Source organism: Synechococcus sp. H60.3 (genome assembly GCF_047462295.1).
GTDB lineage: Bacteria > Cyanobacteriota > Cyanobacteriia > Thermostichales > Thermostichaceae > Thermostichus.
In genome coordinates, this window is sequence record NZ_JANSIY010000063.1 from 1 (window position 1) to 15,232 (window position 15,232).

Annotated in this window: 15 protein-coding genes; 11 read left to right on the plus strand and 4 right to left on the minus strand. The window is 62.6% G+C overall.

All coding sequences use genetic code 11. The features are described 5' to 3' along the window. Positions 1-347 precede the first annotated feature (347 nt). Both NW841_RS08060 and NW841_RS08065 read left to right on the plus strand, forming a co-directional pair. On the plus strand, positions 348-1,040 hold the full coding sequence (locus NW841_RS08060) for a MotA/TolQ/ExbB proton channel family protein (protein WP_414364612.1): 693 nt from the start codon (positions 348-350) through the stop codon (positions 1,038-1,040). A gap of 3 nt (positions 1,041-1,043) precedes the next feature. Continuing rightward, positions 1,044-1,469 carry an ExbD/TolR family protein gene (locus tag NW841_RS08065; protein WP_414386043.1) on the plus strand — a complete coding sequence of 142 codons (426 nt, stop codon included), beginning with the start codon at positions 1,044-1,046 and terminating at the stop codon, positions 1,467-1,469. A 20-nt stretch (positions 1,470-1,489) separates the two neighbouring features. On the opposite strand, the gene argF is transcribed toward NW841_RS08065, so the two are convergent. Further along, positions 1,490-2,407, minus strand: coding sequence for an ornithine carbamoyltransferase (gene argF, locus NW841_RS08070; protein WP_414364614.1), 918 nt, complete (start codon positions 2,405-2,407; stop codon positions 1,490-1,492). Positions 2,408-2,563: 156 nt separating this feature from the next. Beyond that, on the minus strand, positions 2,564-3,859 hold the full coding sequence (gene ctpC, locus NW841_RS08075) for a carboxyl-terminal processing protease CtpC (protein ID WP_414364600.1): 1,296 nt from the start codon (positions 3,857-3,859) through the stop codon (positions 2,564-2,566). 252 nt (positions 3,860-4,111) lie between these two features. On the opposite strand from ctpC, the gene NW841_RS08080 reads away from it, so the two are divergent. The 4 genes from NW841_RS08080 (at position 4,112) to NW841_RS08095 (ending at position 7,916) form a co-directional block, all read left to right on the plus strand. After that, positions 4,112-5,479 (plus strand): glutamate-5-semialdehyde dehydrogenase, encoded by a 1,368-nt coding sequence (locus tag NW841_RS08080; RefSeq protein WP_414376187.1) that lies wholly within the window; start codon positions 4,112-4,114, stop codon positions 5,477-5,479. Between the two features lie 269 nt (positions 5,480-5,748). After that, entirely contained in the window at positions 5,749-6,294 is a 546-nt protein-coding gene (locus NW841_RS08085) for an RNA-binding protein (RefSeq protein ID WP_414364604.1), read from the plus strand. Between the two features lie 90 nt (positions 6,295-6,384). Continuing rightward, positions 6,385-7,179 (plus strand): DsbA family protein, encoded by a 795-nt coding sequence (locus tag NW841_RS08090; RefSeq protein ID WP_414386044.1) that lies wholly within the window; start codon positions 6,385-6,387, stop codon positions 7,177-7,179. A gap of 23 nt (positions 7,180-7,202) precedes the next feature. Continuing rightward, the gene (locus NW841_RS08095) at positions 7,203-7,916 is read left to right on the plus strand and encodes an HNH endonuclease (protein WP_414386045.1); all 714 of its coding nucleotides are present in this window, start codon (positions 7,203-7,205) and stop codon (positions 7,914-7,916) included. A gap of 42 nt (positions 7,917-7,958) precedes the next feature. On the opposite strand, the gene NW841_RS08100 is transcribed toward NW841_RS08095, so the two are convergent. Then, entirely contained in the window at positions 7,959-9,020 is a 1,062-nt protein-coding gene (locus NW841_RS08100) for an SPOR domain-containing protein (protein WP_414364994.1), read from the minus strand. 224 nt (positions 9,021-9,244) lie between these two features. Next, positions 9,245-9,661, minus strand: coding sequence for a hypothetical protein (locus NW841_RS08105; protein WP_414364996.1), 417 nt, complete (start codon positions 9,659-9,661; stop codon positions 9,245-9,247). Positions 9,662-9,758: 97 nt separating this feature from the next. Here NW841_RS08105 and recJ point away from each other — a divergent pair, with 97 nt between their 5' ends. The 5 genes from recJ to tmk form a co-directional block, all read left to right on the plus strand. Then, complete coding sequence (gene recJ, locus NW841_RS08110; protein ID WP_414386046.1) at positions 9,759-12,221, plus strand: single-stranded-DNA-specific exonuclease RecJ; 2,463 nt, start codon at positions 9,759-9,761, stop codon at positions 12,219-12,221. Positions 12,222-12,243: 22 nt separating this feature from the next. Then, positions 12,244-12,909: a metallophosphoesterase family protein gene (locus tag NW841_RS08115; protein WP_414365000.1), complete on the plus strand. Its 666-nt coding sequence runs from the start codon at positions 12,244-12,246 to the stop codon at positions 12,907-12,909. A gap of 70 nt (positions 12,910-12,979) precedes the next feature. Further along, positions 12,980-13,573, plus strand: a complete 594-nt coding sequence (gene rdgB, locus NW841_RS08120) for an RdgB/HAM1 family non-canonical purine NTP pyrophosphatase (RefSeq protein ID WP_414386047.1) — start codon at positions 12,980-12,982, stop codon at positions 13,571-13,573. Between the two features lie 551 nt (positions 13,574-14,124). After that, positions 14,125-14,886: a hypothetical protein gene (locus tag NW841_RS08125; RefSeq protein WP_414386048.1), complete on the plus strand. Its 762-nt coding sequence runs from the start codon at positions 14,125-14,127 to the stop codon at positions 14,884-14,886. A gap of 23 nt (positions 14,887-14,909) precedes the next feature. Continuing rightward, positions 14,910-15,232 (plus strand): dTMP kinase (gene tmk / locus NW841_RS08130; RefSeq protein WP_414386049.1); only part of this gene is annotated, 323 nt, incomplete at its 3' end.

The following is a 15,232-nucleotide window of genomic DNA, read 5'->3' on the forward strand; positions in this document are numbered from 1 at the left end:
CGGTAAATATCCCACGCCCCAGCATAGCGCCCTTACCAGAAAATCAGCAGCGCAGGCCCAGGTATGGATGCCGACTGCTCCGCGTTCCTGCGGCGAGGGAGATAGGAGGCTGTTGCCAGTGCCAAGAGTCAGAGAAATGGCTGGGGTTGACTTGGGAGAGGCGCACCTGGCTGTGGCTCACCCCAGCAGTCAAACCGTCAAGAGATGGTTCAGGATGCCAGGAGGTGCAATCCCAGCCGCTCAAAAGGGATCCCAGCCCTGCTGAGAAAGTGCTATGACAAGATGAGCGTGAATTGCCGCTAGAAGGGGGTAATCAGGATCGTATGGATAGAGTCTTGCAGCTCATGATCCAAGGTTGGTACTATTCCATCCCCCTGTTGACGTTCTCGGTCTTCTCGGTTGCCTGTTGCATCGAGCGGGCCTTGTTTTGGTGGAAAGTCACCCATCGGCAGGAGGAGGTGGTGCGACAAGCCCTGAGCCAGTACCGCCGCAACCCCAGGGCCGCCCAGTACCTGCTGGAGCAAAATGCCGACCTGCCTATTGCGCGCATCTTTTTGGCCGGCCTGGAGCTCAACGAAGCCAGCCCCGAGGATTTTAAATTGGCCCTGGAGACAGCCCTGGCGGCAGAAGTGCCCCTGCTCAAACGCTTTAACACCCTCTTCGACACCGTCATCACCGTTGCCCCCTTCCTGGGCTTGCTGGGCACGGTTACCGGCATCATCCAGATCCTCAGCTCCATCCAACTGGGGGATATTGGCGGCACCAATACTCAGGGGGTAGGGCAGGGGATTGCCGAGGCCCTCTACTCGACCGCCTTTGGGCTGATCGTGGCCATTCCCACCTTGTTGATCTCCAACGCCTTCCGCTCCCTGTACCTGCGGCAGCTCTCCAAGATTCAGGAGTACGGCGGCGAGCTGGAGTTGCTGCATCGCCAGCGGCAAGAGATGCAAGCCCAACAGCTTTCCCAGTACCCCTACGCAAAGTCCAGCCCCAGCGGCAGCTCCACCCTTCCGCCCTACTCCTCGCTTGATCCCTCCTAGCCTATGCGCATCCCAGAAGAAAACTTTCGACCCGCAGAGATCAACATCGTGCCTCTAATCGATGTCATCTTCTCGATCTTGGTGTTTTTCGTCATCGCCAGCCTGGTGCTTACCCGCTCCGAGGCTCTCGAGGTCAATTTGCCAGAGGCCTCCACAGCCGAAGCCCGCCGACAGCCAGACGTTACGGTGAGCATCACGGCTGAGGGCCAAATTGCCGTCAACCAGGAGAAAATTGCCGATCTCTCCGCTCTGCTCCCGGCAGTGGAACGCATCCTGACCGAGAAGCCGGCTGAAGGGCGCCGCCTGGTGGTGATCAACGCCGATTTGGCCCTCTCCCACGGCAAAGTAGTAGAGGTGATGGATACCCTGCAGCGGCTGCCCAACGTCAGCCTGGCCATTGCCGCCCGCCGCCCCGCCAATAACCGTTGACACCTCCCCTGTCTCTGGGGTCACCCTGCCCCCAGCAGTTGGATCAGCAGTGCCTTTTGCACGTGGAGGCGATTTTCTGCCTGATCCCACACACGGGACTGGGATCCCTCCAAAACCTCGGCCGTAATCTCCTCTTCCCGGTGAGCGGGCAGGCAGTGGAGCACGATGGCCTCGGGATCCGCCAGTTTCATCAGCGCGGCGTTGACCTGGTAGGGCAGAAAGTGGGCTTTGCGGGCCTCGGCCTGATCCTCTTGGCCCATGCTGGCCCACACGTCGGTATAGACCACCTGGGCTCCCGAGACGGCCTCATGGGGATCCTGCAAGACCCACACCTGGGATCCCTGGGCCAAGGCCTGTGCTTCTGCTACTACTGCTGCATCCGGCTCGTAGCCGGGGGGCGTGGCGACGCGGATGTGAATCCCGCTCATGGCACAGCCCAGCAGCAGGGAATGGGCAACATTATTGCCATCACCGCAATAGGCCAAGGTCAGGCCTGCCAGTTGGCCGAAGTTCTCCTGGATGGTGAGCAGATCGGCCAAAACCTGGCAGGGGTGAAACTGATCCGTGAGGGCGTTGATCACCGGGATCTCGGCATATTCGGCAAAGGTTTCCAGCTCCCGCTGGTCGTAGGTGCGAATGGCAATCGCGTCCAGGTAGCGGGAGAGGACGCGGGCCGTATCCGGCAAGGGCTCGCCGCGGCTCATCTGCATCGCCGTCGGCACCAGATCCAGGGTGCTGCCCCCGCACTGGGCCATGGCAGCGGTAAAGCTGACGCGGGTGCGGGTAGAAGCCTTCTGGAACAACAGCCCTAGCACCCGTCCGCGCAGATCCACCCGATAGGGATCCCGCTTCAGTTCCGCCGCTTGAGCCAGCAAGGCCGCCAGCTCCGCCGGGCTCAGGTCGCTGAGTTTGAGCAGATCCCGCCCGGCCAAGTTGATGGATTCTACAGCTTGCAACCCCGCCATAGCGCTTCACCACCTCCGCCAACAACTTCCAGCCCCGCGTCGCCTCAACCTGCCTGCCGAAGCTGCTGCCTGCTCACCAGCGCAAGGTCGCTACTCAGCAAGGTCTCGCAGCCTGGGCCCCCACACTGGCTAGAGGGAAGAGGAACGCATTGGCTCCTTGGCCTGTTGCTGGCGGGCCGAGATCTGTGCCTGGAGGGCCTGGATGGCGGCGGCATATTGCGGGTCGGCGGGAGTGGCCACCAACTCGCGATCCCGGCTGAGGCGATTGAGATCTTCTTCGGACAGTTCCACGACAATATCCGGGGTGATGCCTTTGTGATCGATATCGGTGCCTTTGGGGGTGCGATAGCGGGCAATGGTCACCGCCAGGCCCGACCCATCGGAGAGGGGATGCACCGACTGCACCAGGCCCTTGCCGAAGGTTTGCGTGCCGATGATCACGGCGCGACGGTTATCTTGCAAGGCTCCCGACAGGATCTCGCTGGCGCTGGCGGATCCCCCATCCACCAAAACGGCCAAAGGCTTGTCGGTAAGGGCGGTGTTGTTGGCCGTGAGGCGATCCTGCTCCCCTTGCCGGTTCACCGTCGAGACAATGCTGCCTCGGTCGATCCACATGCGGGCAATCTCGGCGCTGGAGTAGAGCAGCCCCCCTGGGTTGGCCCGCAGATCCAGCACATAGGCAACTACGCCTTGCTTTTCCAGCTCGCGAATGGCCTGGCGCACCTTGTCGGCGGCATTGCCGGAAAACTGGGTAATGCGAATGTAGCCGATGGGCAGGCCATTTTCCTGGTGAACCGCATAGCGCACAGTGGCCAGCTCAATTCTCTCCCGCACCAAGTCGAATACCTTCAGCCCTTCCCCCTCGCGACGGATGGTCAGCCGCACCCGCGTGCCCGGCTCGCCGCGAATGAGGCTGACGGCGGTGTTGGTGTCCATGCCTTCGGTGGATTTGTCGTCGATGCGCACGATCACATCTTTGGACTTGATCCCAGCGCGATCGGCGGGAGACCCTTCGATGGGGGAGATCACCACCAGCTCGTTGGTCTCTTGATCCAAGCCAAGGGTAATCCCCACCCCCGTCAGCTCGCCAGAGGTGTCGATCTGCATGCTGGCAAACTGATCCGGATCCAAGAAGCGGGTGTAGGGATCGTTCAGCTTCTTGAGAGCCTCTCGAATCGCCTCGTAGGCCTCCTCGCGGGTGGCATACTCGCGGCTGAGCAGATCGCGGCGCACCGCCTCCCAGTCGACGGAATTAAAGGAAGGATCGACGTACTCCCGATTGACAATCTGCCAAACTTCGTCCACCACCTCTTTGGGATCCCGGCGAAACCCTGCCCAACCCGGCATGGATAGCTGCACCCCGACAAGCGACACGGCTGTGACCACCGCAGCCGTTGCACTAACCACAAACCCGCGCTTTCTCATTGGCTCTCCTGGCAGACAAGGTCTAAAAGTCGAGGTTGATCTCCAGCCTCTAGGGGTTTCGCACAGAGGCCTTTCTCTGCCCCAACTTTATCTCAGGGACAGAGCAATGCCCCCTGCCACGGCAGGTGGGATCCAAAGTTTGGTAGGCTGCAAATGGTACAGCCCAACTGTGCCCAACGTAGCACAGGGATCTCTGCAAAGGTGCTCCCGGGATCCCATTTGCAGGAGCGTTTTCGTCTTCTTCTGGAGTCTATGTCTCTTGTAACCGACTCTCCCAGCCTGCCGGAAGCTGCTGCTGACTCGCCCCTGCTGGCCCAGGTGCAGTTGGCTCGCGCTGCCGCTCGACGCACGGCTACCTTGCCCACTGCGGTAAAGAATGCCGCCCTAGAGGCCATGGCCACCGCTTTGCTGGCGCAGCAGGAGACTATCTTGGCAGCCAATCAAGCGGATCTGGCCCGGGCAGCGGAGCAGGTCAAGGCCGGCGAGCTGTCCGCCTCGGCCTACGCCCGCTTGAAGTTGGACGCCCAGAAATTGGCCGAGATGGTGGCTGGGGTGCGGCAGGTGCTGCGGCTGCCAGATCCGGTGGGGCAGGCCTTGCTGATCCGGGAATTGGACGAGGGGCTGGTGCTGGAGCGGCGCACCTACCCTCTGGGAGTGCTGGGGGTGATCTTCGAGTCGCGGCCCGATGCCTTGGTGCAAATTGCTGCCCTGGCCGTGAAGACAGGCAACAGCGTCCTGCTCAAAGGCGGATCGGAGGCGCTACTCTCCTGCCAGGCCCTGATGGCTGCCATCCAGGCGGGGCTGCAGCAGATCCCAGACTTTCCCCAGGGATCCCTGCAATTGCTCACCAGCCGCGAGGAGATCAAAGCCCTGCTGCAACTGGAAGGGCTGGTGGATCTCATCATCCCGCGCGGCTCCAGCAGCTTTGTCCGCTACATTATGGAAAATACTCGCATCCCGGTGCTGGGCCATGCCGATGGCCTGTGTCACCTGTACGTGGATCGGGCCGCCGATGTGGACATGGCGGTGAGGCTGACGCTGGACAGCAAAACCCAGTATCCTGCCGCCTGCAACGCCATCGAGACCCTGCTGGTGCACGCGGCCATCGCCCCTCGATTTTTGCCCCTGGCTGTGCAGGCGCTGCGCGAGAAAGGGGTAGAGCTGCGCGGGGATCCCCGCTGCCGCGAGCTGGTACCCGATCTGATCCCGGCCACTGAGGCCGACTGGAGCACTGAGTACGCCGACCTGATTCTAGCTATCAAAATGGTGGATTCCCTCGACGAGGCCATTGCCCACATCCAACGGTACGGATCCCGGCACACCGAGGCCATCGTGACCGAAGACGCCGCCGCTGCCCAGCGCTTTCTCGACGAAGTGGACGCAGCAGGGGTCTTTCACAATGCCTCCACCCGCTTTGCCGATGGCTTTCGCTATGGCTTCGGGGCGGAGGTGGGGATCAGCACCCAAAAGCTGCCGCCGCGCGGCCCGGTGGGTCTGGAAGGCCTAGTAACCTACCGCTACCAACTGCGGGGGCGAGGCCATCTCGTAGCCGACTATACCGGGCCCCAGGCCCGTCCCTTTCTCCATCGGGATCGCTTGAGCAGCGCTGGTTGGACCTAGGCAGGAACCGCCGGCCAACGCCGCTCCCTGCAAAAGCTGCCTGGGTCAGCCAGCCAATCGACAAAGCCGTTTTGCTCAGCTTTTTGGCTTTGGCCTGAGGTAAATTGAAAAATAGCTTTATGCTTTGCAAAGGTTGCGGTTTGTGCTGCGCTGGGATGGGACAATGAACTACTGAGTTCTGGGTTTCCTAATCTGGCAGCCCCAATGCTTTTGGATTGACCCGTTGCATTTTGGCCTTCTGTTATTTCGATAAGGAGCTTCGCTGCATCATGCCCGTTCGTCTGTATGTCGGAAATCTGCCGGAAGAGGTGGATCGTCAGGCATTGGAGAAGCTCTTTAGCTCTGCAGGTGAGGTCATTTCCACCAAGGTGATTCGGGATCGGCGGACAGGCAAATGTCGCGGCTTCGGGTTTGTAACCGTGAGCACCGAAGAGCAGGCGCAGCAGTACATCGAGAAATTCAACGGCCATAGCTTTGGCGATGTCAACTTGCGCATCGAGATTGCCCAGCCGCGGGAGAAACGGGAAGACGCCGAAGCCAAAGCAGCAGCCTCCGGCTCCCCAGCTAAGGAGTCTGCCAAAGACGCTGGCAAGGATTCCAGGGCGCCCGGGGATCCTGAGCCCCGAGGTTCTTCCAAAGGCTCCAAAGAGTCGGGGGACAAGTCCGCCCCCAGCAAGAAGCAACGCCAGCGGGGCCACAAAGGGGGCGGAGGCAATGTCGTTGCCGAGACCGAAGGGGCCTCTGAGCCGGATCCCCGTTGGGCCAGCCAGTTGCAGCGGATTAAGGAGCAGCTTCTCCAAGCGACCAACTCCTGATCCCCCCGAAAGCGTGGTAGACATCGCCGCCATCTGGCGTTAGCTTGGTTGAGCTGTACAGCTCTGGGCATACCTGGAGGGGGTTTTGGAATGGATAGGCTGGCAAGGGTTTTTCGCGTGTGGGGACAGCACTTGGCCAAGGCTGGGTTCCTCGGCGTGCTGCTGGTTTGGCTGGGGATGAGCAGTGTTGTCCAAGTTGCCTTCGCAGCTCCAGCCGATTTGGAGGAGCAGGTGCTGCAGATCATTCGCAAGAACCCCCAGGTGATCCTTGAGGCTGTGCAGGAGTACCAGCAGCGGCAGTACCAAGAGCAGCAGCAACAACAGCAGCAGTTGGCGGAAGAATTTGGCCGTCAGTTGCGGGAGAACCCGCGTGCTGTCATCGGAGACTCTCCTCAACTGGGATCCGACACTTTGCGGCTGGTGTTGGTGGAGTTTTCTGATTTCCAATGTCCCTTCTGCGCCCGCGCCCACGACACCCTCAAACAGTTCATGGCCGAGCACGGGAAGGAGGTGACCTTGGTGTATAAGCACCTGCCCTTGACCAGCATCCACCCGGAGGCGATGGCGGCGGCTCGCGCGGCTTGGGCTGCCCACCGCCAGGGCAAGTTCTGGGAGTTCCACGACGAGCTCTTCGCCAACCAATCCCAGCTTGGGGATGCGTTTTATGTGGCCACTGCCGAGAAGTTGGGCCTGAACGTGGAGAAGTTCAACCGGGATCGGCGCAGCCGGGCGGCAGAGCGCGCCATTCAGCGGGATATGGAGCTGGCCTCTCAACTGGGCATCAGCGGCACCCCTCATTTCATCTTGAACGGCATTGCCTTCTCGGGGGCACAGCCGCTGGAGGTGTTTGAGCAGACGTTGCAACAGGCCAAGCAAGCTCTTTAGCCCGTTCAGGGCCTTAGATCCTGATGTCGAGTCCCTATCGTTGCCCGGAGTGTGGGGATGAGTTCCTGTTTCGACCGGATCCCTGCCCCACCTGTGCAAGACGACAACGCCAGAAGCGACAGGCCGCTCGTGCCAAGGAAAAGCGGGGCAGCTACGACCTGACGGGCCAGGTGGCCACTGCCGAGTTCTGGCAACTGTTGCGCTGGTACCCCTGTTGCCCCTGCTGTGGCAGGCCATGGTCACAGGTGGGATCCGCCCCTGTTCAGGATCACATTATCCCGCTCAGCCGCGGAGGGCCCAACACGGCTGCCAACTTGCAGCCCCTCTGCCCGGCCTGCAACGGCTGGAAGGCAGACTTTCTCATCTATTTTGACAGGGCTGTGCCGGGTCAGGTGCGGGCTTTGCCCCCACAACTCTGGCCCAGCTTTCGGTGTTGGCTCCGCCTTACCGGGGCCGATCCAGGGGTGGAGGATATCCACAGCACCCCGTCCAACCCCTGCGAAAGGCAACTGGACTGGTTGGATCCCAGCCTAGATCTTGGCGGTGGGAATTGCCCCCAAGTGATGCAACAGTTGGCCTATCCCCTGGCCAGCCCGGCCCAGTTACAGGCGGAAACCCTGCGCCTCACCCTGGCGGCGATCTCACTTGTAGAAGGATCCCTGGTGATTCCAAGAAGTGGTGCAAAGGGCAACGAGGCCCAATGGGGCTATTCTCAACAGCCGCGAAACGGTTTCTGACCTCCCCTCTCCCTCAGGGAAAGGGGCTGAAGCCGGCTGCTGCTACTCGACGGGCAGGACGCGGGCGTCAAACCCCGCCTCGGCCAGGGCACGCCGCGCCTGTTCGGCATTGGCCCGCTGCCGGTAAGTGCCCACCTGAATCACAGAGCCGCGCACAAAAGCGTCAGGGGCAAACTGCTGCAGCTTAGGCAGCGCCTCTGCCCCGGCGGATACCACCACCCAAAATCCACCTGTGCCTTCTTCGCGCAGGGATGCGGGAGAGGGGGTGGGATCCTGAACCAGAAGCGGTCGAGAGCGGCGCAGGTCGGCGGGGAAGATCCCGGCTTCGTAGCCTTGGCCGGCCAGGTACCGCACTTGTTCGGCGGCAGCAGCCGGGTCGGCAAACCCGCCAGTGCGCACCACCCGCAGGTCGTCGTAGATCAAGGGCAGGGATCCCTCTAGCAGTTGTTTGAGTGCAGGCCATTTCTCCCCCCTGGGATCCGCCACCAACACCCAGTAGCGCTCCCCCTGAGGTGGCTGGGAGTCGGGATCCCTTCCGGATCCCCCTTCAGCCAGCGACACCGCCACCGCCGGCAAGCCCTGGGCAGTTAGCCAGCGGGCCTGATCCTGGGCCAACGACAGGCGGGAGAAGGTGCCCGTCTGCAAGGCGGCCTGGCCGCGGTATTGCACCACAGCAGCCCCTGGAAAGAAGCGGCGTACCCGCTCCTCTAGCCGGGGATCCCTGCTGGGGTTGGGCACATAGGTGGCAAAGGGCCGCTGGGGATCGGAGGGGGGAGCCGTTGGCGCCGGTGGGACAGGGTTTTCAGAACTGGCGGAGGGGCGGTCGGGCGCTGTTTGGGCGGGAAAAGCGGGCGGAAGGGGCGGATCCGTATCTTGACGGCTCACCACCCGCACCGGCAAGCCCAACCGTTCCAATTCGGCCTGGCGGCGTTGGGCGTGGTTGCGGTTGATGAAGGTTCCTGCCAGAATGAATACCTGTCCATCCCCTTGCACGAAATAGGCGTCCGGTACCTGGGCACGCACCTGAGCCAAGGCGGCTGCCTCGGCGGCCAAGACGTGGACTTGGTAGCGGGTTAAGGCCAAAGCAGCGGGCAGGGCAAGCATGCCAGCCGCCAGGGATCCAGCCAGGAGGGCTGCCGTCCTCCCCACTTGGGGCCATGGGCCGGCAGGGATCCCCTGCCACCCTGGAGCAGCCCTTTGGTTTATAAGCCATCTGTGGCACTGACACAGCCCAGCGTTCACGGGAGAAGCACAGATTTAGCGCATCTCTAGTATAGACAGGTCGGCAGAACTCCACTGCTGGTCGGAACGGTTTCAGCCAGGGGTTTTTAGAAGCGGCGGCGACGATAGCTCTGGCGGCGCGGCGCTCCGAGGGCGCGGGATCCTCCCAGGGCGAAGCGGAGGATCTCGGTTTTGTAGTGCTGGGAACCTTCGGTGTAGCGGGCAAGCTGAATGGTGGATCCCTGGCCGGAGGGGAGGGCCGGCAAAGGCTGCTCCGGCGTTGCAGCTTCGATGGCGATGAAAAACCGCAAGCGCAGCAGCACCTCCAACTTAGACAGGCGCTCGCTCTGTTCGGGCACGAGGCGGCCCAGAGAGATTTGGAGTCGCGGCCTGCGGCGCCGGGATCCGGGGCGGCCCCAGAGCTGCTGGATCAACGTCCACAGGGAGGCCTGCTCAGGGGATTTGACCAACAGCTTCAGTCCCGTCAGCGGGTTGAGGCCATAGGTAAGCAGCAGAGAATACATGGGCAGCGCACTGAGGAGCAGAGAGGCGTTTTTAGGTTAGGGTCAAAAGATAGCTTACAGGCCAACTGTAGCACTGCTACCCGCTAGCTGAAGACCAATGGCCATGGCCGGGATCCCCGACCAACGCTGGCTGTTCCATCCTGTGGATGAGCCGACGGCCCGGCGTCTGGCTGAGGTCGTGGGGATCTCGCCCCTGTTGGCCCAGATCCTGCTCAACCGCGGCCTGTCTGGCCCCGCCGAGATCCAACACTATTTGCAGCCGGATCCCACCTACCTGCCCCCGCCCAGCCATGACTTTGCCGAGCTGCCCCTGGCGGTAGAGCTGTTGGAGAGGGCGATTTGCCGGCAGGAGCCCATCGCCATCTGCGGCGACTACGATGCCGACGGCATGACCAGCACGGCCCTGCTGCTGCGGGCTTTGCGGGGCACACCGGTGGTTTACCGCATCCCCAGCCGCCTCAGGGAGGGCTATGGCCTCAACAGCCGCATGGTGCAAGAGCTGCACCGCGAGGGGGTACGCCTCATTCTCACCGTAGACAATGGCATTGCTGCCCACGAGCCCATCCAACTGGCCAAAGAGTTAGGGCTAACGGTGATCGTGACAGATCACCACGACTTGCCCCCCCAGTTGCCCCCTGCCGACGCCATTCTCAACCCCAAGCGGATCCCGGCATCGTCTCCCTATCGGGGGATGGCCGGGGTGGGGGTGGCCTACCTCCTGGCCCAAGCCTTGGCAGAGCGCCGCGGTGACGAACAGTTGGGGCGGGTAGCCCTGGAACTGTTTACCGTGGGCACCATTGCCGATTTGGCGCCGCTGACGGGGGTGAACCGTCTTTGGGTGCGGCAGGGGCTGGCTCTCTTGCCCACTTCGCCGCTGGCCGGGATCCGCGCCCTCTTGGCAGTGATAGGAATGACGGGATCCCTAGAGGAGCTGCGGCCAGAGTGGGTAGGGTTTGGCTTGGGGCCCCGCATCAATGCCATTGGGCGAATTGGCCGACCGGAGATGGGGATCCGGCTGCTGACCACCGACGACCCGCAGCAGGCAGAGAAACTGGCCCGCCGCTGTGAACGGCTCAACCAGGTGCGGCAGCAGATGTGCAGCCGCATTGAGGCGGAGGCTTTGGAGCAGATGGCCCGGCAAGAGCGGGATCTGGCGCAGGAGCGGGTGTTAATCCTTTTGGGAGCTCCCCAGCAGCGCTGGCACAAGGGGGTGATTGGCCTGGTGGCTTCGCGGCTGGCGGAGCGCTTTGGCTGTCCAGTGTTTATCGGCAGCCAGTCGCGCCAGGGGGAGATCACTGGCTCGGCGCGGCAGGGGATCCCGGAGTTCGACGTGTTTCAGGCCCTGGAGTTTTGCAAGGATCTGTTTATCAAACATGGCGGCCACCCGGCGGCGGGGGGGTTTAGCCTGAAAGCGGAAAACTGGCCTCTTTTGGAAGAGCGGCTGCGGCAATTGGCCCAACAGCGTCTGCAGCCGGAGCAAATCCGGCCCCTGGTGCAGATCGACGCGGAGGTGGCGCTGGCGGATCTCACCCTCGACCTCTACCGAGAGCTGCAACGGTTGCAACCCTGTGGCATCGGCAATCCTGAGCCGGTCTTCTGCAGCCGCAACCTGCAGGTGCTGCAGCAGCAGCGATTTGGCCCGCAGCCTGCCCAGGGGGAGGAGGATACCCCCGGCCACCTAAAGCTGCTGCTCCGGGATCCCGTCAGCCGGCGCCTGGACGGGGCAGGATCCTCGCTTGCCGCACCAGCCAAAGTCCCCAGCCGTCCCCTGTGGGCCATTTGCTGGCGAGGGGCCGCCGCCTATCCCCTGCCGGAGCAGATTGACATTGCCTACACCCTCAAGGCTAAAAGGTGGGGGGAAGAAACCCAACTGGAGCTGGAAATTCTTGGGATCCGGCCTGCCGCAGAGGCCAGCTCTGCCAATCTTTCGCCCGCCGCCGTTGCTCCCACCATGTCCGATGCCAAAGCTGGGGCCCAGACAGCACCCTCGCCCCTGCTGATCTATCGCCCTGCCCCCCAGCCCACCCAACCGCTGCGTTGGCAGGCTGCATCTCGATTTTCTGCCCTCCTGCCCCAGGCGCGGGGAACGATCCTCCTCTACGGCTTCCGGCGCCCTACGTTTGTCCTTCTCCCGAAGCAGCATCCCTCCCTAACCCTCCACTACGACCGCCCCCAAGCTGGCCATCGCTACGACCAACTGTGGCTGTGGAGCTGGCCTCCCTCTTTGGATCACCTCAAGTGGCTGCTCTACTGCACCCCTAGCGACGCGCTGCTCGTTGTCCTGCACCACCAGGCGGTGCCTCTGCCCTCCGCCGCTGTCTTACAACGGCAATTGCGCCACTACCTGCAAAACCAAGCCCAGGTGGATCTGTTACGCTTGGCCCAACAATGGTGGCTGTCGCCAGCACTGTTGGTGGCGGGCCTGCGCTCCCTGGGGTATGCCTGTCCGGAGTTTGGCCCGACAGGATCTTTAGAAGAGGAGCTGGAGGCCCAACGGGCCTGGTACCGCAGCTCCTGGCAACAGGTGGCTGCCCTGCTGCAGGGATCCCGTCCGCAATAGACCCTTTGCTTCCCGCCAGCCTATGGGGATTAAACTGCTCCTCGGCTCCGACTACCACGGCAGCAACCGGCTGATCCAGCAGGCCCTTGACCATCTGCCCCAGGTGGATGCCTACATCAACTGTGGCGATTTCTGCTCCAAGGCTGGCAAGCCCTCCCTCAACGCCACCCAAGGCTTTTACCCAACAGCCGAAGCTGAGGTCATCCAGTTGCAATCTTTCCTGGCGGCAGTAGACGGCCTGGGCAAGCCCTGGCTCTTTTTGCCCGGCAACCACGACCCAGCCGCTGCCGTGTTGGATGCCCTAGCTGGCAGGTGGGGACGGGCCATCACCCAGTCTTGTTACTTTGAGTGGCTAGGGCTGCAAGTGTTGGCGGTGCCCTGGACTCCCCCTTGCGGCTGGAGCTGGACCCTTACCCGCAGCCATCTGCAGGAGCTGCTTACCCTCTACAGCCAGCCTCCTCGCCCCATTGACCTGCTGCTTAGCCACGCGCCGCCGCGGGGCCTGTTGGACGAAGGCGGCAAATGGTACCACCGCCGCATGCCCACCCTGCGCCCCCTGTTGGATCACCTACAGCCGCGCTACTACATCTGCGGCCACATGCACTGGGACGGGGGAAAGGTGGAACGCTGCGGCTCCACCCTGGTGATCAACACGGCCTTGCACAACATGGTTCTGGAAATCCACTGAGGACCTGGGCAGCCCTCTGCTGTCTGCTTTCTTCCGCTAAGATACCTGTGTTTCCCGCGCTCCCCAGCCTATGGCGCGCCCCTTGATCTTGGCCAGCAGCAACCCTGGTAAATGGCGGGAGTTCAACACCTTCTTCCAGGCCCATGCTCCCAGCTGGGATCTGCGTCCCCTCCCGGCGGCGATAGAAGTGGAAGAAAGCGGCAGCACCTTTGTCGAAAATGCCCTTCTCAAGGCCAAGGCTGTAGCAGCCGCTTTGGGGGAGTGGGCCATTGCCGATGACTCTGGGCTGGCGGTGGCAGCCCTTGGCGGCGCCCCTGGGATCCATTCGGCCCGCTATGCCCCTGACGATGCCTCCCGCATTGCGCGGCTGCTGCGGGAGATGGAAGGGATCCCCAACCGCCAAGCCAGCTTTCACTGCGCCATTGCTGTGGTGGATCCCCAGGGGCAGGGGCGGGCCTTGGTGGAGGGCATCTGCCACGGGGAGATCCTGGCTCAGCCCCGGGGAGCAGGAGGATTTGGCTATGACCCGCTCTTTTGGGTGCCGGAGGTGGGGCTGACCTTTGCCGAGATGAGCCCGGCGCAAAAGGAAGCCGTCAGCCACCGCGGCCAGGCCCTGAGGGCCTTGAAAGAACAGCTCCTGATCTTGGAGCGCAGTCTAGGCTAGCTTGGAGGTACGGCGGCATTTGTCCACGACAAGAGCCCGAGATCACGGCAGCAACCTGGGCCAGAAAAGGCTGCACAATGCCGCTGAGGGGATCCCTTGAACCCCAAGGCTGCAGCTCTGTGGATCCTACCTGCCAAAAGGTTTCCTCGGTACAGGAAGATGGGAATGCCAGTTTTGCGTTGGGAGCCTGAAGAATGACCTTCTCTGAGGAGCGCGATCCAAACCGTTTTCCAGACTCAACGGCTGCTGCCGGTGAGGGAAGCCGCGGCCAAGCTCCCAGCAGCTCAGAGTCCCAAGGCCGGCGTTCCCCGCCCCCCTTGCCGGAGGACAGTTCTGCCCCCTCCGCTGGCGGTGCCCAAGACTGGCTAGAGGATGAGGAGAGGCAAAACAATGGGAAGGCGTCTTCTGCTCGTCTCTCTGGGCGCGCCCTGCAAGCGGAGGATGCCAGGAGAGAACAGAGGGCTAGCTCAGCCCGAGAAGCTGCCGCCGGATCTTCGCGGGGTGAGGAGACAGAGTCCTCTCGGCCCCGGGCCAGGCGTGCCGGACAAGCCTTGGTTCCCCGGCGCCCTATCTCCAGCAACTGGGGCTACGACGGATCGGCCCGCTCTTCCGCCTATGCCGGCTCCTCCCGCTCTGCAACTTACGGCTACACCGCCGGCTACGGCGGCAGTGGGGGATATGGAGGTGGAGGGCGCAGCAGCAGCTCCTCAGGGGAAGTCTCCTCTTCGGATCTGACAATCCTGCTGGTGGTGGCCCTGCTGGCTTTCTTTGGGGGGTTTGCCATCCGCAACCTCTTCGCGGAGTCGGGCGGCTTTGACGATGAGCGTCCCATCCGCGCGGCCAATGTACCGGCGGCCTTCCGGGACTTTTGCTTTGCCTACAACGGCACGGCTTCGTTTACCGTGGTGCAACTGACCAGCGTTTCCGCCCTCACCATGGCCTCGGTGCCCATTTACAAGATGGACACCTGCACCATCCCCGTCAGCCAAACCGCCAACGCCCTGCAGGCCTTGGGCATCCGTGGCCGAGCCAACACCTTAGGCCCGCAACTGGGCGGATCCAACCTCACCCTCATCCAGCTCCCCTTGGCCAGCGGCTTGGCCCGCGCCATCTACAACCAGTTTCCTAGCTTGGCCAGTCAGGGTAATGAGGCCCAGGTTCTCTCCCAACTGGAAACCACCATCAACGACGCCCTGCGCTCCAACATCGAAGGGCTGGCCCTGCAAGGCCTGGAGCCTACCAACATCCCCGACGTGTACGTGGTGATCCCGGGCCACTCCTTTAACTTGCAACCGCAGCTTAATCTGCGCTAGCTCTCCTTTCTAGGGAGACTGCTGTGTTCATCACCTTAGAAGGTGGAGAAGGAGTGGGCAAAACCACTCAGCAGACGCTGCTGGCACAGCGGCTTACTCTAGAAGGCTATGCCTGCCTGTGTACCCGCGAGCCGGGAGGGACAGCCCTAGGCCGAGCGCTGCGGGAGCTGCTGTTGCACGGGGATCCCATAACGCCGCTGGCTGAGTTGCTCCTGTACGCGGCAGACCGGGCCGAGCACGTGCAAAGATGCCTCCTTCCCGCCCTAGCAGCAGGGCAGGTGGTGCTCTGTGACCGCTTCACCGACTCTACCCTGGCCTACCAGGGGTATGGTCGCGGGCTGGACCT